This is a genomic window from Sphingopyxis sp. YF1, assembly GCF_022701295.1.
In the GTDB taxonomy this organism is placed as follows: domain Bacteria; phylum Pseudomonadota; class Alphaproteobacteria; order Sphingomonadales; family Sphingomonadaceae; genus Sphingopyxis.
Genome location: NZ_CP033204.1, coordinates 3,028,429 through 3,045,929 on the forward strand (window position 1 = coordinate 3,028,429; position 17,501 = coordinate 3,045,929).

20 protein-coding genes and 1 tRNA gene are annotated in these 17,501 nt (G+C 69.0%); 10 read left to right on the forward strand and 11 right to left on the reverse strand.

The features are described 5' to 3' along the window. Nucleotides 1-37: 37 nt before the first annotated feature. Together EAO27_RS14735 and EAO27_RS14740 are read right to left on the reverse strand one after the other, a co-directional pair. Entirely contained in the window at nucleotides 38-733 is a 696-nt protein-coding gene (locus tag EAO27_RS14735) for a response regulator transcription factor (RefSeq protein ID WP_242770999.1), read from the reverse strand. Next, nucleotides 730-2,175 carry a HAMP domain-containing sensor histidine kinase gene (locus EAO27_RS14740; protein ID WP_242771002.1) on the reverse strand — a complete coding sequence of 482 codons (1,446 nt, stop codon included), beginning with the start codon at nucleotides 2,173-2,175 and terminating at the stop codon, nucleotides 730-732. The genes EAO27_RS14735 and EAO27_RS14740 overlap by 4 nt, the downstream gene beginning before the upstream one ends. A 278-nt stretch (nucleotides 2,176-2,453) precedes the next feature. Between EAO27_RS14740 and EAO27_RS20940 the strand changes: the two genes are divergently transcribed. Next, complete coding sequence (locus EAO27_RS20940) at nucleotides 2,454-5,336, forward strand: hypothetical protein (RefSeq protein ID WP_278190101.1); 2,883 nt, start codon at nucleotides 2,454-2,456, stop codon at nucleotides 5,334-5,336. Nucleotides 5,337-5,406: 70 nt separating this feature from the next. Then, a complete protein-coding gene (locus EAO27_RS14765; protein ID WP_242771005.1) occupies nucleotides 5,407-5,571 on the forward strand; it encodes a hypothetical protein in 165 nt (54 codons plus the stop codon). 226 nt (nucleotides 5,572-5,797) lie between these two features. Here EAO27_RS14765 and EAO27_RS14770 read toward each other — a convergent pair. The 4 genes from EAO27_RS14770 to EAO27_RS14785 all read right to left on the reverse strand — a co-directional run bounded on the left by EAO27_RS14770 (nucleotide 5,798) and on the right by EAO27_RS14785 (nucleotide 7,583). After that, a tRNA-Arg gene (locus EAO27_RS14770) sits at nucleotides 5,798-5,874 on the reverse strand. A 49-nt stretch (nucleotides 5,875-5,923) separates the two neighbouring features. After that, on the reverse strand, nucleotides 5,924-6,415 hold the full coding sequence (locus EAO27_RS14775) for a DUF1178 family protein (protein ID WP_242771007.1): 492 nt from the start codon (nucleotides 6,413-6,415) through the stop codon (nucleotides 5,924-5,926). Between the two features lie 3 nt (nucleotides 6,416-6,418). Beyond that, on the reverse strand, nucleotides 6,419-6,679 hold the full coding sequence (gene grxC / locus EAO27_RS14780) for a glutaredoxin 3 (RefSeq protein ID WP_242771009.1): 261 nt from the start codon (nucleotides 6,677-6,679) through the stop codon (nucleotides 6,419-6,421). Nucleotides 6,680-6,683: 4 nt separating this feature from the next. Next, on the reverse strand, nucleotides 6,684-7,583 hold the full coding sequence (locus EAO27_RS14785) for a double zinc ribbon domain-containing protein (protein ID WP_242771011.1): 900 nt from the start codon (nucleotides 7,581-7,583) through the stop codon (nucleotides 6,684-6,686). Nucleotides 7,584-7,607: 24 nt separating this feature from the next. Here EAO27_RS14785 and EAO27_RS14790 point away from each other — a divergent pair, with 24 nt between their 5' ends. Then, on the forward strand, nucleotides 7,608-8,468 hold the full coding sequence (locus EAO27_RS14790) for a methyltransferase domain-containing protein (protein ID WP_242771013.1): 861 nt from the start codon (nucleotides 7,608-7,610) through the stop codon (nucleotides 8,466-8,468). A 246-nt stretch (nucleotides 8,469-8,714) separates the two neighbouring features. Here EAO27_RS14790 and EAO27_RS14795 read toward each other — a convergent pair whose 3' ends face one another. After that, nucleotides 8,715-9,119, reverse strand: coding sequence for a glycine zipper 2TM domain-containing protein (locus EAO27_RS14795; RefSeq protein ID WP_242771015.1), 405 nt, complete (start codon nucleotides 9,117-9,119; stop codon nucleotides 8,715-8,717). A gap of 193 nt (nucleotides 9,120-9,312) precedes the next feature. On the opposite strand from EAO27_RS14795, the gene EAO27_RS14800 reads away from it, so the two are divergent. Further along, complete coding sequence (locus EAO27_RS14800) at nucleotides 9,313-9,534, forward strand: hypothetical protein (protein ID WP_242780605.1); 222 nt, start codon at nucleotides 9,313-9,315, stop codon at nucleotides 9,532-9,534. Between the two features lie 15 nt (nucleotides 9,535-9,549). After that, nucleotides 9,550-10,467, forward strand: a complete 918-nt coding sequence (rarD, locus tag EAO27_RS14805; protein WP_242771018.1) for an EamA family transporter RarD — start codon at nucleotides 9,550-9,552, stop codon at nucleotides 10,465-10,467. A 94-nt stretch (nucleotides 10,468-10,561) separates the two neighbouring features. On the opposite strand, the gene pyrC is transcribed toward rarD, so the two are convergent. Then, nucleotides 10,562-11,584, reverse strand: coding sequence for a dihydroorotase (pyrC, locus tag EAO27_RS14810; RefSeq protein ID WP_242771021.1), 1,023 nt, complete (start codon nucleotides 11,582-11,584; stop codon nucleotides 10,562-10,564). A 68-nt stretch (nucleotides 11,585-11,652) separates the two neighbouring features. Here pyrC and EAO27_RS14815 point away from each other — a divergent pair, with 68 nt between their 5' ends. Genes EAO27_RS14815 through EAO27_RS14825 form a run of 3 tightly spaced genes read left to right on the forward strand, consistent with a single transcriptional unit; the run spans nucleotide 11,653 to nucleotide 13,624 of the window. Further along, nucleotides 11,653-12,381 carry a folate-binding protein gene (locus EAO27_RS14815; RefSeq protein ID WP_242771024.1) on the forward strand — a complete coding sequence of 243 codons (729 nt, stop codon included), beginning with the start codon at nucleotides 11,653-11,655 and terminating at the stop codon, nucleotides 12,379-12,381. Between the two features lie 31 nt (nucleotides 12,382-12,412). Next, complete coding sequence (locus tag EAO27_RS14820; RefSeq protein WP_242771027.1) at nucleotides 12,413-13,060, forward strand: hypothetical protein; 648 nt, start codon at nucleotides 12,413-12,415, stop codon at nucleotides 13,058-13,060. A gap of 9 nt (nucleotides 13,061-13,069) precedes the next feature. After that, nucleotides 13,070-13,624, forward strand: a complete 555-nt coding sequence (locus tag EAO27_RS14825; protein WP_242771030.1) for a retropepsin-like aspartic protease — start codon at nucleotides 13,070-13,072, stop codon at nucleotides 13,622-13,624. A gap of 22 nt (nucleotides 13,625-13,646) precedes the next feature. Here the strand turns inward: EAO27_RS14825 and EAO27_RS14830 are convergent, their stop codons facing one another. Continuing rightward, complete coding sequence (locus tag EAO27_RS14830; protein WP_242771033.1) at nucleotides 13,647-14,030, reverse strand: (deoxy)nucleoside triphosphate pyrophosphohydrolase; 384 nt, start codon at nucleotides 14,028-14,030, stop codon at nucleotides 13,647-13,649. A 250-nt stretch (nucleotides 14,031-14,280) separates the two neighbouring features. Between EAO27_RS14830 and EAO27_RS14835 the strand changes: the two genes are divergently transcribed. Continuing rightward, the gene (locus EAO27_RS14835; RefSeq protein WP_242771036.1) at nucleotides 14,281-14,451 is read left to right on the forward strand and encodes a Flp family type IVb pilin; all 171 of its coding nucleotides are present in this window, start codon (nucleotides 14,281-14,283) and stop codon (nucleotides 14,449-14,451) included. A 139-nt stretch (nucleotides 14,452-14,590) separates the two neighbouring features. Continuing rightward, the gene (locus tag EAO27_RS14840; protein WP_242771039.1) at nucleotides 14,591-14,761 is read left to right on the forward strand and encodes a Flp family type IVb pilin; all 171 of its coding nucleotides are present in this window, start codon (nucleotides 14,591-14,593) and stop codon (nucleotides 14,759-14,761) included. Nucleotides 14,762-14,868: 107 nt separating this feature from the next. Here EAO27_RS14840 and EAO27_RS14845 read toward each other — a convergent pair whose 3' ends face one another. Both EAO27_RS14845 and EAO27_RS14850 read right to left on the reverse strand, forming a co-directional pair. Next, a complete protein-coding gene (locus tag EAO27_RS14845; RefSeq protein ID WP_242771042.1) occupies nucleotides 14,869-16,383 on the reverse strand; it encodes a M48 family metalloprotease in 1,515 nt (504 codons plus the stop codon). Between the two features lie 160 nt (nucleotides 16,384-16,543). Further along, on the reverse strand, nucleotides 16,544-17,491 hold the full coding sequence (locus tag EAO27_RS14850; RefSeq protein WP_242771045.1) for an acetyl-CoA carboxylase carboxyltransferase subunit alpha: 948 nt from the start codon (nucleotides 17,489-17,491) through the stop codon (nucleotides 16,544-16,546). Nucleotides 17,492-17,501 lie beyond the last annotated feature (10 nt).

Here is a 17,501-nt window from a genome sequence, read left to right on the forward strand (position 1 = left end):
GCGAAAGACGAATAATGGCGGGGCGGGCCGGCGGCATTCACGCCACGGCGATGGGCGCGGTGAAGGTATAGCCGATGCCGTAGACGACCTTGATCGCGGACGGGAGGCTGGTGGTTCGCTCGAACTTGCGGCGCAGCCGGCTGACGACGGCGTCGAGATGACGATGATCGAAATGGCCGCCGGGCCGGGCGAGCGCGGCCACCAGCTCGTCGCGCGGGCACACCGCGCCCTGCCGCTTGCAGAGCAGGTGCAGGAAGGCGAACTCGGTGGCGGTCAGGCGCAGCGCCTGCCCGTCCGGCGCGATCATGGTCCAGTTCGCCGTATCGAGCACCCACCGATCCTTGCCGTCGTCCGCGGGCCCCCGCGACGTTCCGGTTCGCCGCAGCAGGCTGCGGATCGCGGCTTCGATCTCGCGCAAACTGCTATGCTTGACGAGATAGATGTCGGCGCCGCTATCATAGCCCCGGACACGATCGGCGCTGTCGCCGAAGGCGGTGAGCATGATGATGCCGCAATCGTGACCCGCGCGGATTTCGCCGGCGAGGTCGAACCCGTTGCCGTCGGGCAATCCGACGTCGAGAATGACGATCGCGGGTGGCGGGGCATCTTTCAGCGCCGCGCGCATGTCGCGCGCCGTGGCGGCCGCGGTGACCTCGAAACCGCGCAATTCGAGGAAGTCGCCGAGATCCTGGCGCAGGCGCGGCTCGTCCTCGACGATCAGGATATGCGTCACGCCGTCATGCCCTCGCAAACGGGTTGAAATTCGCGGTCGCCGCGCAGCGGAATGTGGACGATTGCCGCGGTGCCGCCTTCGCCATGGGGTTCGAAATCGACCGTTCCGCCGTGATAGGCGAGCAGCCGTCGGGCCGAATAGATGCCAAGGCCGGTTCCCGCGATCGTCGCGGCATTCGAGGCGCGAAAGAAGCGGCGCCCCACCCTCGCCCGCTGATCTTCGGGGATGCCGATGCCCTCGTCGCGCACCGCGATCGCGAGGCCGGCGCGCTCTTCGCGGATCGTCACGCGGACCGGGCAATGGTCCGGCGAATATTTGAGCCCATTGTCGACGAGATTGATGAGGACGGTGACCAGCATCTCTGCGTCGGCGAGGATAGTCATGTCCCGCTCCGCCGCGATCTCGAGGCGATCGCCCGCCCCCGTCATCGCGAAATGCCTCCGCACGCCGCCGATGACGGCGCTGATCGGGGTCGCTTCGGGCCGGTAGGTGCGTTCGCGATCGTCGGCCATGAAGCGATCGATCAGCGCGAAGAGGCGATCGAGTGCCTCGTCGATCCCCGCGAGCCGCTCGCGCGTCGCCTCGGGCGACCGGTTCCCGACCAGCCCGATCATGTCCGCCGCGTTGCGAATGATCGCGAGCGGCGTGCGGAATTCGTGGCTGACGATCCGCATGAGGTCGGCCTGCTCCTCGCGCAGCGCGCGCTCGGTCTCGAGGCTGGCGTTCAAATGGCTCTCGAGCCGCCGCCGCTCCAGCACTTCGGCTGAGAGGCGCTCATTCTTCTCGCGCAGGTCGACCGACAGGCGCGAACTCACCATGAAGAGCAGGCATGCAAAGAGCGCGATCAGGAACAGCGCGCCCTGCAGCAGGTACCAGGCGTTGCGGTCGGCCAGCACCGGCGCGCTCTGGAAGTCGGCCGGAAGGCCGATCTCCAGCACGCTCTGGACGATGCTCGCCAGCATATATTCGGCGAGCACGGCAATCGTCGCCCAGCGCAGGACCGCCGGCTGCATGCGGTCGCGCGCGAGGCCGAGGCACATCACCGACATGATGATCACGGTGAACAGCGTCGAGGCGTGAATGCGGGCGGCGATATTGTCCGGGTCGACCGCGACGAGAAGGCTCCAGCCCGCGACATGGGCGACCAGCAGCGAAACGCCGATCCAGCTGTAGCGCGGCTGCCCGAGAAAGCGCGCGAGCCCCTCGGCCAGCAGGACAAGCCCGACCTTGATGATCGTGTTGGGCATGATGATCGCCCATTCCTCGGGCTGGCCCCCGCGCACAAGCATCAGCGCCACGCCTGCCGCCATCGCGACGAAACCCGCCGCGAGGAATTTGAGTTCGTAAAGGTGCCGCCAGGCGCGCCAGGCGAATATCCAGACGATGGCCTGGAGGCACGCCGTCGCCAGCGTGACGATCAGGATCGTCTTCAGATCAAGCATGTCGATCGCGCGCCCATGAATCGCCCATCCTGTATTTCATACTGAAACTCAATGGCTTGAGTTCGATTAACCCAATTAATCTGGCCAGGGGCAGCGACAGTTTTGGTCAGAATTCACTGGAATTGATCGGTAGAACTGCCGCGCGGCACGCGCCTAGTCTGGCCCGCGACATGGCGCAGCACCGGCGTACCGGAGGGCATGGTCCGCAACATCGCGCGGAAACCTGATCCTCTTCATCCGGATGGCCGCATGTCGCCATGAACCCAGGGGAAAATATCATGCGTCCGATCCGCGTAACCTTGCTTGCCGCCGCCACCCCGCTCGCCATCGCCGCCGCGCTGACGCTGCCCACGGCGGCCCGCGCCGACCCGACGCCCGAGTGTAATGTCGGCACCGGCGCGAACAGCACCGAATGCGGCGAGAATAGCGACGCCAGCGGCCTCAACAGCACCGCCGTCGGCCGGGACAGCACAGCGAGCGCCACCGCAACCACCGCGACCGGGCATGGCAGCACCGCGAGCGGCTTCGCCGCCACCGCCACCGGCCGGGGAGCCGAGGCCAGCGGCATCCGCAGCACGGCGACGGGTGCGAACAGCGTCGCAAGCGGAGATTTCGGTGTTGCGATCGGTGCGGAGAGCGTCGCCAGCGGCTCCTACACCACGGCAACCGGCACCGACAGCGTCGCGTCGGGCGACGGCAGCACGGCGACGGGCGTGGGCAGCTTCGCATCGGGCCTGCAGAGTACGGCGATGGGGTTCCACGCCGAGGCCGGCGGAACGGCGGCGAACGGCTTCACCAACGCCGGCACGACCGCGCTCGGCGCCGGTGCTCAGGCGGGCGCGACCGCCGCCGGGCAAAACAACGCGACCGCGGTGGGCGAAAGCGCGCTGGCCAATGCCGTCGACGCCTCCGCTTTTGGCCAGGGCGCGAACGCCCTGGCCGACCAAAGCATCGCGATCGGCTCGTTGAGCAGCGCTACGGGCACCAACAGCACCGCGGTTGGTCAACGCAGCATCGCCACCAGCGCGAACAGCACCGCGCTGGGCCAGTTCGCCATTGCCAACGGCGCAAACAGCACCGCAATCGGGCAAAGCGGCAGGGCCGATGGCGCGAGCAGCACCGCCGTCGGCCAGGACAGCACCGTCTTTGACGACTATGGCACCGCGACCGGCGCCAGGAGCCTTGCCGTGGGCGAATCGAGTACCGCGATCGGCCATTTCGCCCAGGCCGGGAGCACGTGGAGCGGTGCACTTTATTCCAATGCCCGCTCGACGGCGATCGGCGCCAATGCGCAGGCGGGCGGGACCGCCGCCGGACAGAGTGACGCGACCGCCGTGGGCGAGAGCGCCAAGGCCCACGCTCTCGGCGCCTCCGCCTTTGGTCAGGGCGCGAGCGCCACCGGCGCCGGCGCGGTCGCGCTGGGACAGGGATCGGTAGCGGATCAGGCGAACACCGTCTCGGTCGGCGCGGCGGGCGCCGGGCGCCGCATCGTCAACCTCGCCAACGGGAGCGTCGCGGCCGGCTCCACCGACGCGGTGACGGGCGGGCAGCTTCACACGACCAACCAGGCGGTCGCGGCGGCGCAAACGACCGCGAACACCGCCGTGACCAATGCGGCCGCGGCACAGGACACTGCCGATTCAGCGCTGGCCGGCGCCGCCGCGGCGCAAGGCACAGCCGACACCGCGATTGCCAACGCCGCGACCGCACAGGGAACCGCCAATTCGGCGCTGGCCGGCGCCGCCGCCGCCCAAGGCACGGCCGACACCGCGCTCGCCAACGCGGCCGCGGCGCAAGGGACGGCCGATACCGCGCTCGCCAATGCCGCCACCGCGCAAGCCACCGCGGATACCGCGCTCACCAATTCGGCCACGGCGCTGAACACCGCCAACGCCGCACAGGCCACCGCCAACACCGCCCGAGCCGAAGCTGCGGCGGCGCAGGGTACCGCCGATACGGCGCTGGCGAATGCCGCCACGGCCCAGAATACCGCCGACACCGCGTTGACCAACGCCGCCACCGCACAGGCGACCGCGAACAATGCCGCAAGCGAGGCGGCCATTGCCCGCACCGAAGCGACGACCGCACAGACTCGTGCAAACGAGGCTCGCGACCTTGCCAATCAGGCGATCGCCAGCGGCGTGGTGACGCGCCAGACGGCGGATCTGGCGCTGGCCAATGCGGACAATGCCCAGATCGCAGCCGATGCCGCCGCGGCGCGGGCCGAGGGGGCGGAGACGATCGCGATCGCGGCGCGGACCAATGCCGATCTCGCCCGTTCGGTTGCCGACAATGCCCTCGTCAATGCCAATGCCGCGCAGGTTACCGCCAACGAAGCGCTGGCGCGCACCGACTATATGGCGATCAACGGCAGCGGCGCCCGGCCGACCGCCACCGGCACGAATGCGATCGCGATGGGATCGGGGGCGAACGCCAGCGGCAACGACGCGGTCGCCATCGGCACCGGTGCCCGGGCGACCGACGGCGCGGCGGTCGCCATCGGGCTCGGCAATATCGCCTCGGGCGATGGCGCAGTCGCGATCGGAGACCCCAATCTTGCGACCGGACGCGGCGCGGTCGCGATCGGCGCGGACAACCGCGCGACCGGGCTCGCCGCGCTGGCGATCGGCGCGGACAGCGTGGCAGAGGGGCGTTCGGCGATCGCGCTCGGCAGCAATGCGCGGGCGACCGCCGACGGTGCGATCGCGATCGGCGAAAATGCCGTGGCCAACCGCCCGGGTCAGATCGCGCTGGGTTCGACCGCCTCGACCTACACGCTCGCCGGGATCGGCTCCGCCGCAAGCCGCGCGGCGCAATCGGGTCCGCTGAACTATGTGACGTCGGACGCCGCGGGCAATCTCGCGTTGTCCGACTTCGGCCCGAACGATCTGGCACAGATCCGCTTCGACCTCGACCGCGTCCGGCGCGACGCGCGTTCGGGCACCGCCGCGGCGATGGCGATGGGCTATGCCCCGATGCCCTCGGAGCCGGGGCGCACCAGCTACGCGCTCAACGGCGCGACGTTCCGCGAGGCGCAGGCGATCGGCGGGGCGATCGCGCACCGCCTCAACACCGACAACCCGTTCGCGCTCACCGCGGGCTTCGCTTACGCGGGCAACGGCAACAACGCCGTCCGCGTCGGCGTCGCCGGGGAGTTTTGAGCGGCTCGGGCGCGAGAGGCCATACGGTCGGGGTCGGTCATGTGCCACTGCGATGGCGCGAGCCACGGTGATGCCCGTCCCGACCCCGCTCCGCTTGCCGGCGACAAGCTTCCTGCTGCCGATCGGCTACCCCGAGCAACGCGGCTCGCAGGTCAAGAAGCGGCTGGAGATTGAGCTCCTCCATCCCGCGATGGTGCAAACCCTCTTCCGCCTCACGTCACCGGACGACGGATAACACCGGGGCTCGGTGCCATCCGCAAGATACGGCGGGCGGCCGCGCATAAGCGGCCGCGTCGTGGGAACGGGAGGCCATCGCCGCCATCATGTCCGCGCTCGCGCAGCCCGTCGAGGTCGATGAAGGGGAAGTGCGAAGGCCCGGCTGCAAGGAACAATCCGCTGCCGGCGCTCGCGCGGGAGCGGCCGGAACAAAGCCGGGCGCGGTGCCCGGCCTTGTTCCGAAATGGTGCGCCCGGCGGGATTCGAACCCACGGCCCCCAGATTAGGAATCTGGTGCTCTATCCTGCTGAGCTACGGGCGCGCCGCGGTTCGTGTAGCGGGGCGCGGCGCGCGCCGTCAATCGGCGCCGGTCAATTAACCGCGTCGGGCGGCACGAAGGGCACGAGCAGCGGCATCGCCGCGATCCCCTCGTCGCGCAGCGCCTGCGCCTCTTCGGGCGAGGTCTGGCCGTGGATCAGATCCTCGGCGGCGCGCCCCTCGTGCATCGCGCGCGCCGCGTCGGCGAACTCGCGCCCGACCCAGCGCGACTGCGGCAGCATCTCGGCCTGTTTGGCGGCGATCCCGGCGATGACCTTGCGGATCACCGCGGCGGGCAGTTCGCCGCCGCCCGCGGCATCGGCCGGCGTCGCCGCAGGCGCGGCGGGTGCGGCCGGCGCGACCGCAAGCTGGTTCGACTTGGCGCCGACGCGCGGCGCCATCACCGCCTTGCGCACGTCGCTGTCGCCGCAGACGGGGCACGCGATCAGACCGCGCGCCTGCTGGTCGGCAAAGCTCGCGCTGCTGTTGAACCAGGCCTCGAACCGGTGGTCGCCGGCGGCGCAGCAAAGGTCGAAGACGATCAAGGGTCAGCCCGCTCCCAGCAGCGGGTCGAGGCCGCCGCGCGCGTCGAGCGCGGCGAGGTCGTCGCTGCCGCCGATATGCTTTCCGTCGATAAAGACCTGCGGAACCGTCATGCGCCCGCCGGCACGGCCGACCATCGCGTCGAAACCGGCGCGATCCATGGTCACGTCGATCTCGCGATAGGCTGCCCCCTTGCGGTCGAGCAGCGCCTTCGCCCGCGTGCAATAGGGGCAGAAGGCTTTGGTAAAGACTTCGATATTGGCCATGTGGCTATCCTGTCATCCTTTCGTCCCCGATATCGGAATCCAGCGACGCAAAGTCAAATATGTTGACCGTCATCAGCGCATCGGGGACCACCCGCGCCCAGCTCAGCGCCGATATGCGCGCCGCGCCGCTGCGGCGGAGCGCGCGCGCCGCGGCGCGCAGCGTCGCCCCGCTGGCATGGACGTCGTCGACCAGGATCAGGTGGCGCCCCGCCGCGCGCGCGGCGGCACCGGGCGCGAGGGCAAAGGCGCCCGCGACGACCCGCTCGCGCTCGCGCCGCCCCTTGCCGCGAAGCGAGGCGGTGGACCGAGTGCGGAGGAGCAGATGATGGTCGTGCGGAATCCCGCCGATGCGCGTCAGTTCGTCGGCGACCAGCGCGGCCTGGTTGAAGCCGCGCGACCAGAGCCGCCAGCGATGCAGCGGGACCGCGACGAGCAGCGCATCGCCCGCCCCCGCTCCTTCGCCCGCCAGCCGGACGAGCGGCCGCAGCATCAGCCGCGCCATCAGCCGCGCATGCCCGGTGCGGCGCCCATATTTGAGGCTCAGCGCGACGGTGCGCGCCGCGGGGCCATAGGCGACCGCGGCGGGGGCGCCGTCGAAGGGCGGCGGATCGGCGAGACAGGCGCCGCATGGCACCGCGTCGCCGGGCAGCGCGGTCGGCAGCGGGATCGAACAGCGCGCGCAGGCGGGCCCGTCGAGAAAGTGCAGCGATTGCCAGCAGGCGAGGCAGAATTGCCGGTCGTCGGCGACGATCACCCCGCACGCCGGGCAGCGCGGCGGCAGCGCATAATCGACCACCGCCCGCCCCGCCTGCCGCGCGAGCCGCAAAAGGCCCCGCCCCGCCCGCGGGCGCGCGTCCGTGTCGGCGTCCCCGCTTGCCGTCGCCATGTCGGACTTGTGCCGCATCGGCCGAGGCGGCACAAGCGCGCCATGTCGCAGCCCCCCGCCCCGCTCTTCTCCTCCGCGCGCCACCGCGCCCAGCGCGATCGCATGGCCCGCCAGCCCGCGGGCGCCGATTTCCTCGCGCCGATCATCGCCGAAACCCTGCTCGATCGGCTGTCGATGGTGACGCGCGACTTTGCGCGCACGCTGCTGATCGGCGCGCACGACGCGGCGCTGATAGACCATCTGCGCGGCACCGGCACGGCGCTGACGCTGGTCGAGGCCGGACCGGGGCTCGCCGCCGCCACGGGCGCGGTCGAAAGCGAGGTCAACGCGCTCGACCTGCCCTTCGCGAGTTTCGACCTGATCCTCTGGCCGGGCGGCTTCGACAGCGTCAACGACGTGCCCGGCGCGCTCGTCCGGCTGCGCGCGCTGCTCGCGCCCGACGGGCTGCTGCTCGGCAGCTTCGTCGGCGACGGCAGCCTCGCCAGGCTGCGCCGCGCGACGATGGCCGACGGGGTGCGCCCGATCGCGCGCATGCACCCGCAGGTCGATCTGGCGGCGATGGGCAACCTGCTCCAGCGCACCGGCTTCACCCTGCCCGTGGTCGATGTCGAGGCGCTGACGGTCCGCTACGCCGACTGGTTCGCGCTCGTCCGCGACCTGCGCGCCGCGGGGCTGTCGAGCCGGCTCGCCGCCGCGCCGCCGCCGCTGACGCGCGACGAGGTCGCGCGCATCGCGCTGGCCTTTACGGCGCAGGCCGATGCCGACGGACGCATCGCCGAGAGCTTTCGCCTGATCCACTTCAGCGGCTGGGCGCCGCACCCCGACCAGCCGCGACCCGCGCGCCGCGGCAGCGGCACCGCCTCGCTCGCCGACGCGCTGAAACCGAGGCCCGATCAGGGCTAGGGCATCGTGCGTTTGATATGAACCGTAGCCCTGAGCCTGTCGAAGGGCGCTTCGCAGGCAGGCGCCCTTCGACAGGCTCAGGGTCACGGTGCCCTTCGGCCGGGACGGGCCTCGCATTCGCTGCCCGCTCGCCCCCTCGCTTTTCCCCAAACGACGAGGGCGCCGATCTTGCGATCGACGCCCTCTCCATCACGGGCTGCGGGAGGAGGGGTCTCGGACCCGCGGCCGCAACGGTAGCCTGACCGCTTAGCGGCAGCGATATTTGTCGCGGTCGATCTCGCGGCCGAGCAGCGCACCGCCCGCGGCGCCGAGCACCGTGCCGAGCAGCTTGTCGCCATTGCCCGCGATCTCGTGGCCGGCGAGGCCGCCGACGGCGCCGCCGATCAGCAGACCGGTCGTGCCATTGTCGCGCTTGCAGCGATAACGGCCGTCATTGCCGCGCCAGATGCGGGTGTTCGAATTGATACGCTGATCGCGCGCATAATAGCGGCCGCGCTTGTTCTTCTTGTGAAAGCCGGCTTCCTGCTCGGCCTTGACGAAGCCGTGGTCCTGCGCCGGCGCGGCGACCGAAACACCCGCAAAGGCGGGGGCGGTCGCGGCGACGCTTACCGCAGCAAAGGCGCCGAGCAGGCCCTTGGTGAAAATACGCATGTGAAGTCCTTTCCTGGTTCGGCGTCCCGGCCCCGGCGAGGGGATCGGTCGCTTCGATGATGAGAACGGCCCGATCCTCGCGTCTGTTGCATGAACCCTGGGCAACAAGACGAAGCGAGCGATTTCATCGACGAAACGAAGGGCGCCGTATCGCCCCTTGCCCGGCCGCGCGGAGCATGCGACACTCGCCGCCATGCTCAACATCGGCTCCCTGGTCATCGGCGTGATCGCGCTCATTCTCGCGGTGTTCGCCTTCATTCCGCTGCTCGGCTGGGCGAACTGGGTGATCATTCCCTTCGCCGTCGTCGGGCTCGCGCTCGGCGCGATGTCGGACAAGACCGCGGGGCGGAACCTCAACATCGTCGTGATCGTCATCGGCGTCGTCCGGCTGATGCTCGGCGGCGGCATCTTCTGACCTGACGACACGCTCATGGCGCAGACACCGGCCCCCGCGGGGAGCGAACAGGGCGGCTTGCCCTATGCGATCGCCGCCTATGCGATCTGGGGCTTCGTCCCGCTGTTCTTCAAGCTGCTGACCGCGGTACCGCCGGTCGAGGTGCTCGCGCAGCGCATCCTCTGGTCGCTGCCGCTCTGCTTCGTCATCATGGCCTTTCGCCGCCAGATCGGCGATTATCTCGCGGCGCTGCGCGACTGGCGCATCCTGCGCCTGCTGCTCGCCAGTTCGGTGCTCATCGCGGTCAACTGGCTCGTCTACATCTATGCGATCTTCACCGACCATGTACTCGCGGCGAGCCTCGGCTATTATCTCAACCCGCTGATCAACGTGATGCTGGGGATGATCTTCCTCGGCGAGCGGCTGTCGCGATTGCAGGCGGCGGCGGTCGCGATCGCCGCGGTGGGCGTTGCGATCCTGCTCGCGGGCGCGCTCGACACGCTGTGGATCAGCCTGACGCTCGCGCTCAGTTTCGGCATCTACGGCCTGATCCGCAAGGTCGCGCCGGTCGGGTCGCTGCCCGGGCTGGCGATCGAGACGACGGTGCTGATGCCGGTGTCGGCGGTCGCCGCGGCGTGGTTCATCTGGGTCGGCGACGGGCGCGGTTTCGGGTCAGGCGCCGGGATCAGCTGGCTGCTCGCGGCGGGCGGGGTCGTCACCGCGGTGCCGCTCCTCCTCTTCGCGACCGCGGCGCGGCGGATGAGCTATGCCGCGCTCGGCTTCGTGCAATATCTCGCGCCGAGCATCGCCTTCCTGCTCGGCCTGTTCGTGTTCCACGAACCGCTGAAGCCCGCGCAGCTCGCCTGCTTCCTCCTGATCTGGGCGAGCATCGCGGTGTTCAGTTTCGACATGTGGCGCAAGATGCGCGCCGAACGGACGATGCCCGCCGCCTGATTGTCAACCGCAGCCCTGAGCCTGTCGAAGGGCGTTTCCCGGACAGGCGCCCTTCGACAGGCTCAGGGCGACGGTGAAGGTCGACCGAAAAACGCTAGACGATCCGCCAGCCGAGCGTCTCGCCGGCGTGGAAGGGCACGACCTCGCCGCAGCGGTCGGGCACCACGGTCGCGCCGCGTTCGAGCGTGATCGTGTCGCCGTTGAGCGGCAGGCCATAGAAATTGGGGCCGTGCTCGCTCGCGAACCCCTCGAACCGGTCGAGCGCGCCTTCCTCGTCGAACACGGTGACATAGGATTCGAGCGCATAGGGCGCGTTGAAGATGCCCGCGCAGCCGCAGGCGGCTTCCTTGGTGTGCACCGCGTGCGGCGCGCTGTCGGTGCCGAGGAAGAATTTGGGCGAGCCCGACACCGCGGCGGCGCGCACCGCGAGCCTATGCTGCTCGCGCTTGGCGACGGGCAGGCAGTAAGCGTGCGGGCGGATGCCGCCGACGAGCATCGCGTTGCGATTGATGTGCAGATGCTGCGGGGTGATCGTCGCGGCGACGTTGGCGGGCGCGGCGCGCACGAAATCGACCGCTTCGGCGGTGGTGATATGTTCGAAGACGATCTTGAGCGTCGGCAGGTCGCGGACGAGCCCCGCGAGCGTGCGCTCGATGAACACCGCCTCGCGGTCAAAGATATCAACATCATGGTCGGTCACTTCGCCGTGGATCAGCAGCGGCATGCCGATCCCGGCCATGCGCTCAAGCACCGGCATGATCTTCGCTATGTCTGTAACGCCGTGCGCGCTACCCGTAGTCGCATGCGCCGGATATAGCTTTGCGGCGGTGAACACGCCTTCGCTGTGCCCCCGTGCGAGCTCGTCGGGGTCGCTGTTGTCGGTGAGATAGGCGACGATGAGCGGGGTGAAATCGAGCCCGGCGGGCACAGCCCCGCGGATGCGGTCGCGGTAGGCGGCACCTTCGGCGGCGGTGGTCACCGGCGGCGACAGGTTGGGCATCACGATCGCGCGCGCAAACTGCGCCGCGGTAAATCGAGCGACCGCGTCGAGCATCGCGCCGTCGCGCAGATGGACGTGCCAGTCGTCGGGGCGGCGGATGGTCAGGCGGTGTGTCATGTCATTCTCCCCCCTCCCGCGGGCGCGAGGGGCTTTAAGTCGGCTCCCGCGCTCCCTATTGTCGGTGCATGGCCAACACAACCCTGATCGATCGCGCGCTCCTCCGTCTCTCGGGCGAGGATGTCCGGGGCTTCCTCCAGGGACTCGTCACCAACGACGTCACGGGCAACCTGCCGGTGTGGGCGGCGCTACTGAGCCCCCAGGGCAAGGTGCTGTTCGATTTCCTGATCTGGGGTGATGGCGACGACGTGCTGATCGACTGCGAGCGCGACGCCGCGGGCGACCTCGCGAAACGGCTGACGCTCTATCGCCTGCGCCGCGCGATCGCGATCGCACGCGAGCCCGACCTGTGCGTCAATTGGGCGCCGGCTGGCGACATGGGCGTCGTCGATCCCCGCCTTCCCGAACTCGGCCAGCGCTGGCTGGCGCCCGCCGATGGAGACGCGGGCGCCGACAGCGCGTGGCGCGCGCACCGGCTGGCACTCGGCGTCGCCGAAGGCCGCGCCGAACTGGGCGACGGCACAACGCTCTGGCTCGAATGCAACGCCGCCGAACTCAACGGGGTGAGCTTCACCAAGGGCTGTTATGTCGGACAGGAAAATACTGCGCGGATGAACTGGCGACAGAAGGTGAACCGGCGGCTGGTCGTCGTGCCGCTCGCCGAAGCCGATGCGAAGCGGCAGGTCGTCGCCTGGCCCGAACTCGGCTGGTCGGTCGAACACCGCCGGGTCGAGACGATCGATCCGGCCGCGGCTCCCGCCTGGATGCGTGCAAGTCTCGCCGCCACCGGGTCATGACAGCGACCCCAGCGGCTGCTATGATCCGGGCATGCGCGCCCTCCTGATCTCGCTGGCGCTCGCCGCCACCCTCGCGATGCCCGCCGCCGCCAGCGAAGGCGCGGGCGCCCCGATATCGTTGCTGCCGACCGGAAGCGAAGCGGCGCCACCGCCTGCACCGTTGTCCCCGCTCGCCGCGGACTCGGCATGGACGCCGCGTTTCGAGGCCGCCGCCGGCGAACTGGCGGCGGCGCTGCGCTCGCGCGACGCGGCGCGGTGGGGGCCGCTGCTCGGCGGACCATGGCTTGCAACCGCCGAGCGTGAACGCGTCGGGGCGCTGCTCCGCGACCGCGACAGCCCCTTTCTCCCTGCGCTGTTCTCCAAAGACCATGCCCGCCAGGTGCTGCTGGGCTGGTCCGCCCCGCCGTCGATGAGCGCGACCGAACGCGCGGCGATCGAGGCCGGGCTCGAGGCCGAGGCGCTGGTGTGCTGGGCGTCGGGCGGCACCGGCGAGGGTCGCTGGCCCGAGACGGCGCGCGAGGCGGACAATCGCCCCGGACGCCCCTATGCCTGCGCGCGCATCGCCTACAGCATCCGCGGCGGCACCCCAATGTGGCGCGCCTTCATCGAGCAGGACGGTGGCGACCTCGCCGCGGCTTTGCCCGCCGGACGCCCGCGCTTAACCAATCTCCAAGATTAAGCTGCAACGATGGCGGCCATGTTGGGGCGATCTCTTGCCATAGCCGTCGCGCTGACGGCGGTGTCGGTCGGCGTGGCGAGCCTTGCCGGCCGCGCGGGCGACGGCGCGCCCGCACCGACGGCGCGCGACGAAAGCAACTGGACGACACGCGAGCGCGGCCTCGGTACCGCTCCGGCCGCGCCGCAGCGCGCACCGGCCGCGGGCGAGGTACGGCTCGAACGCGCCGGCGATTCGCATTTCTACGCCGACGTCGACATCGACGGCACGCCGGTCCGCATGATGGTCGACAGCGGCGCCTCGGTCGTCGCGCTGACGCGGCGCGATGCCGAAGCGATCGGGATCGACGTCGACCGCTTGCCGGTCGGGGGGACCGCGCGCACGGCGGGCGGCGACGTACCGCTGCGCCGCGTCGTCCTCGCCAGCGTCGACATCGACGGCATCGAAGTGCGCGGCGTCGAAGCCGCGGTCCTCGACGCCGACATGGGCGTCTCGCTGCTCGGGCAGAGCTATCTGGCGAAGCTCGCCGCGGTGAATGTCGCCGGCGACACGATGACGCTGCGCTAGACCGGAGACCTCGGCCCGGCGCCTACAACAGCGCCTCGAGCAGCCCGATCAGCGGCTTGTCGGCGGGGGGCATGTCGAGCGCATAGAGTTCGACCGGGCGCACCCAGCGCAGCGCGGTCGCATGCTGCGCCACGGGCACCCCCGTCCATTTGCGCAACGCATAGACGAGCAGCAGCAGGTGGCGGTCGCCGAGCGGTTCGCTGGCGAAACAGGCGGGTGCGAGACAGGCATGATCAACGTCGATCGCCAGTTCTTCGGCCAGTTCGCGGATCAGCGCCGCTTCGGGGGTTTCGCCGGGTTCGAGCTTGCCGCCCGGAAACTCCCACAGGCCCGCCATCGGCGTGCCGGGGGGGCGTTGCTGGACGAGCACGCGCCCGTCGCGGTCGACAAGCGCCGCCGCGACCACAATGAGACAGTTTTTTGGCGGAAATACGGGGGTGAGCGCGGACAAATTATTAACCTTGATATGCGAATTCCGGAATTCTCGGGAACTCTAGGACCAGAATCCCCGAATTGCACGGCTGAGGTTTTTGAGATTTGTTCGACGCTATCGGGCGCAGGCGCGACGGGACCGGTCGCGCACCGCCCATCGGGCCGGGAACAAGGCGGCATGCAACGCGGGGGCGCTGATCCTGTCACAGGCAGGGGCCGGAACTATGACCAGGATTGCCAAGCTGCTGCGGTCGACCAGGGCCGCCACGGCGGTCGAATATGGACTGATACTCGCGCTCATCTTCCTTGCGGCGATGGGAGCGATCAGCAGCGTCGGCCAGTCGGCGATCACCATGTGGAACAATGTGTCGACCTCGTCGACGAACGCCATGTGATATTGTCCGGTTTCGGGACCTTATTCAGCGCTTTACACGGCTCTCGCCATTAAGAATTTCAAAACCAATAGCGCCTAGAAGCGTCGATGTTGACCCAGACCAGAGGGTCAACCGGGCAAGTGACCTAAGGAGACCAGACATGAAGTTCATCAAAAAGTTCGTTCGCGACACCAAAGCCGCCACCGCCATCGAATATGGCCTGATCGCCGCCCTGATCGCCGTCGCCGGCATCACCGCGATGCAGGCCGTCGGCGGCAGCGTCGAGAACACCTTCAATAACGTCGACAAGGGCCTGACCAACGCTGGCTAAGCGCTGGTTTCCTCTCCCCGGTTCGCCGGGGCGACGACATACAGGAAAGGGCGGTGGAGCGATCCACCGCCCTTTTCCTTTATCGAGCCGTCCGTGTCTCGTCGGCGCTATCGGCTCGCATAGACCACGATCTTGACCTTCTGCCCCGGGGTCAGCCGGCTCGTCGCAGAGAGCCGGTTGAGTACCTGAAAGCGCTCGGCCTGGTAGTTGCTGTACGCCATGCGCCGCGCCAGCGTCGCGACCGTGTCGCCGCGCCCCACCGTCACCACGTCGATCCGCCGCGGCTTGATCGCCGCCGCCTCCGCGCCGCTCAGCCGCCGAATGCTGTTGTACATCGAATTGAACACCCCGCCGCCGCCGGCCTTGGTCAGCGCGACGAAGTGGAAGGCGCTGCTCTTCGAAAATTCATAGGCGAAGACGGTGACGTCGACCTGCCCCGACTGGGTGTTCGCGCGCGCGGTCGCATAATAAGCGGGGATTCCGTTCACTGTCGTGCGCTGGATGCTCCCCGGCGAAAGCTGCGCCTTGCCGGCAACCGCCTTGAACGCCGCCGCGATATAGGCGTTCATGTCACCGCTGTACGCGCCGGTCGTGAACTGCGCCTGCCCGCCGTTGCCGCTGACCGACACTGCGGTCGTTCCGTTCTGCATGCCGTAACCCGCCGGCACGGCGAATTTGAGCCGGAGGTCGGGGTGGAGGAATTCATTGCCCTCGACGACACCCTGCGCAGGGTCGTCGCCGTAGAGCACGCCGTCGACCGACGCGAAAAAGGCGTCGGCGTTGCGCACCCCGCCGGTGCCGACGCGGCTCGCAAGCGTTTCGGCATTGCGCACGCGCGACGCCGGGTCGGGGTGGGTGCTGGCCCATTCGGGAAGCGCCCGCGCATCACCGCCCGCAAGCCGCGCCTCAAGACTGGTCTGGTTCGCGAGGCTGGCAAGCACGGTCGACAGCGCCATCGGGTCGTAACCCGCGCTGCGCAAATATTGCACGCCGAGCTGGTCGGCCTCGAGTTCCTGCCCGCGCGAGAAGCCCAGCGTCGCCATCTGCGCGACCTGCATCGCATTGTTCTGGAGCAGTCCGCCGAGCCCGCCGAGCAGCCCGCCATTGTCGCCGATCGCGCCGCCGAGCACCGCGCCGAGCACGCCGAGAATCTGGTTGCGTGTCGCCGCCGACTGGCGCTTCTTGCTGTGCTGTGCAGCGACATGGCCAACCTCGTGGCCGAGCACGCCAGCAAGTTCGGCCTCGTCGTTCATCAGCGCCATCAGCTGGCGCGTGACGTAGACATAGCCGCCGGGGATCGCGAAGGCGTTGTTCACCGGCGAATTGAGCAGGGTGACGGTAAAGTCGCTCCGCGCGTTCGACAGGCGCGACTGCACCGCGATATTCTGTCCGATGCGCGTGACATAGGCAGCCTGCGGCCCGGCATAGGCGCCGCCGAATTCCTGCATCAGCTCGGGATGCGCCTCGGATCCCTGCTTGCGTTCGTTCGCGGTGATCGCGGTCGCGGTCTTGATCGTCTTGACCTTGCCCCGCGTCTGCGCCTCGGCGCCGCTTCCAACGCCCCCGGCGCCCACCGCGGTCGCGAGCAATATGGTCAAAATCGCTTTTGTTTTCCGGCTCATGATCGCGCCTCCCTTGGTCCTGACTGTCCGAGCCATATCGGTTTACCCGCGACGGGCAAGACGCGCGATGAACATCGGGCTCAGCCGATTGACAGGGAGAACGCCAGCACCGCGGATCGGGTTCCGGTCCGGCGCGAAGCACCCGCCACGAAAGGGCCGTTCAGGCGCGACCCATGGCGAGGAATTTTTCCTCGCGCGCTGCGAGCAAGGCATCGCGCGACAGCCCGGACAGCCCGGCAAGTTCCTGTTCGATCGCATCGCCCAGATTGCGGATCGCAACTTCGGGCGCACGATGCGCCCCTCCGACGGGTTCGGGCACGATGCGGTCGATGACCTTGAGCGCGAGCAGATCCTCGGGGGTCATCTTCATCGCCGTCGCGGCGTCGGCCGCCTTGTCGGCGGTGCGCCACAGGATCGACGCGCACCCCTCGGGCGAGATCACCGAATAGACGGCATGTTCGAACATCAGGACGCGGTTCGCCGCGGCGATCGCGATCGCCCCGCCCGACCCGCCTTCACCGACGATCGTCGCGACCATCGGCACGCCGAGCGCGAGACATTGCTCGGTCGAACGCGCGATCGCCTCGGCCTGCCCGCGCTCTTCGGCCTGGATACCGGGGAAGGCACCCGAAGTATCGACGAGCGTCACGACCGGAATGCCGAAACGATCGGCGAGCTGCATCAGGCGGATCGCCTTACGATAGCCTTCGGGCTTCGCCATGCCGAAATTATGCTTCATCCGCGACGGGATATCGTCGCCCTTTTCATGCCCGATCACCATCACGCGGCGTCCGCGAAAGCGCGCGAGGCCGCCGAGGATCGCCTGATCGTCGCCGAAATTGCGGTCGCCGGCGAGCGGCATCCAGTCGTCGAACAGCCCCGCGACATAATGTTTGAAATGCGGACGGTCGGGGTGGCGGGCGACCTGGGTCTTCTGCCAAGGTGTCAGCTTTGCATAGATTTCGCGCAGCAATTTCGAGGACTTGTCCTCCAGCCGAGCAATGTCATTGTCGATATTGAGCGTCGGATCGTCGCCCATTTCGCGCAATTCGGCAATCTGGCGATCGAGCGCCGCGACCTGTTTTTCGAAGTCCAGAAAGGCTGTCATCCTTGCGCGG

Coding starts and splice junctions, on each gene's coding strand:
- EAO27_RS14740 (WP_242771002.1), bottom strand. CDS start 2,175: ATGCTTGATCTGAAGACGATCCTGATCGTCACGCTGGCGACGGCGTGC.
- EAO27_RS20940 (WP_278190101.1), top strand. CDS start 2,454: ATGCGTCCGATCCGCGTAACCTTGCTTGCCGCCGCCACCCCGCTCGCC.
- EAO27_RS14765 (WP_242771005.1), top strand. CDS start 5,407: ATGCCCGTCCCGACCCCGCTCCGCTTGCCGGCGACAAGCTTCCTGCTG.
- grxC (WP_242771009.1), bottom strand. CDS start 6,679: ATGGCCAATATCGAAGTCTTTACCAAAGCCTTCTGCCCCTATTGCACG.
- EAO27_RS14785 (WP_242771011.1), bottom strand. CDS start 7,583: ATGCGGCACAAGTCCGACATGGCGACGGCAAGCGGGGACGCCGACACG.
- EAO27_RS14790 (WP_242771013.1), top strand. CDS start 7,608: ATGTCGCAGCCCCCCGCCCCGCTCTTCTCCTCCGCGCGCCACCGCGCC.
- EAO27_RS14795 (WP_242771015.1), bottom strand. CDS start 9,119: ATGCGTATTTTCACCAAGGGCCTGCTCGGCGCCTTTGCTGCGGTAAGC.
- EAO27_RS14800 (WP_242780605.1), top strand. CDS start 9,313: ATGCTCAACATCGGCTCCCTGGTCATCGGCGTGATCGCGCTCATTCTC.
- rarD (WP_242771018.1), top strand. CDS start 9,550: ATGGCGCAGACACCGGCCCCCGCGGGGAGCGAACAGGGCGGCTTGCCC.
- pyrC (WP_242771021.1), bottom strand. CDS start 11,584: ATGACACACCGCCTGACCATCCGCCGCCCCGACGACTGGCACGTCCAT.
- EAO27_RS14815 (WP_242771024.1), top strand. CDS start 11,653: ATGGCCAACACAACCCTGATCGATCGCGCGCTCCTCCGTCTCTCGGGC.
- EAO27_RS14820 (WP_242771027.1), top strand. CDS start 12,413: ATGCGCGCCCTCCTGATCTCGCTGGCGCTCGCCGCCACCCTCGCGATG.
- EAO27_RS14825 (WP_242771030.1), top strand. CDS start 13,070: ATGGCGGCCATGTTGGGGCGATCTCTTGCCATAGCCGTCGCGCTGACG.
- EAO27_RS14835 (WP_242771036.1), top strand. CDS start 14,281: ATGACCAGGATTGCCAAGCTGCTGCGGTCGACCAGGGCCGCCACGGCG.
- EAO27_RS14840 (WP_242771039.1), top strand. CDS start 14,591: ATGAAGTTCATCAAAAAGTTCGTTCGCGACACCAAAGCCGCCACCGCC.
- EAO27_RS14845 (WP_242771042.1), bottom strand. CDS start 16,383: ATGAGCCGGAAAACAAAAGCGATTTTGACCATATTGCTCGCGACCGCG.
- EAO27_RS14850 (WP_242771045.1), bottom strand. CDS start 17,491: ATGACAGCCTTTCTGGACTTCGAAAAACAGGTCGCGGCGCTCGATCGC.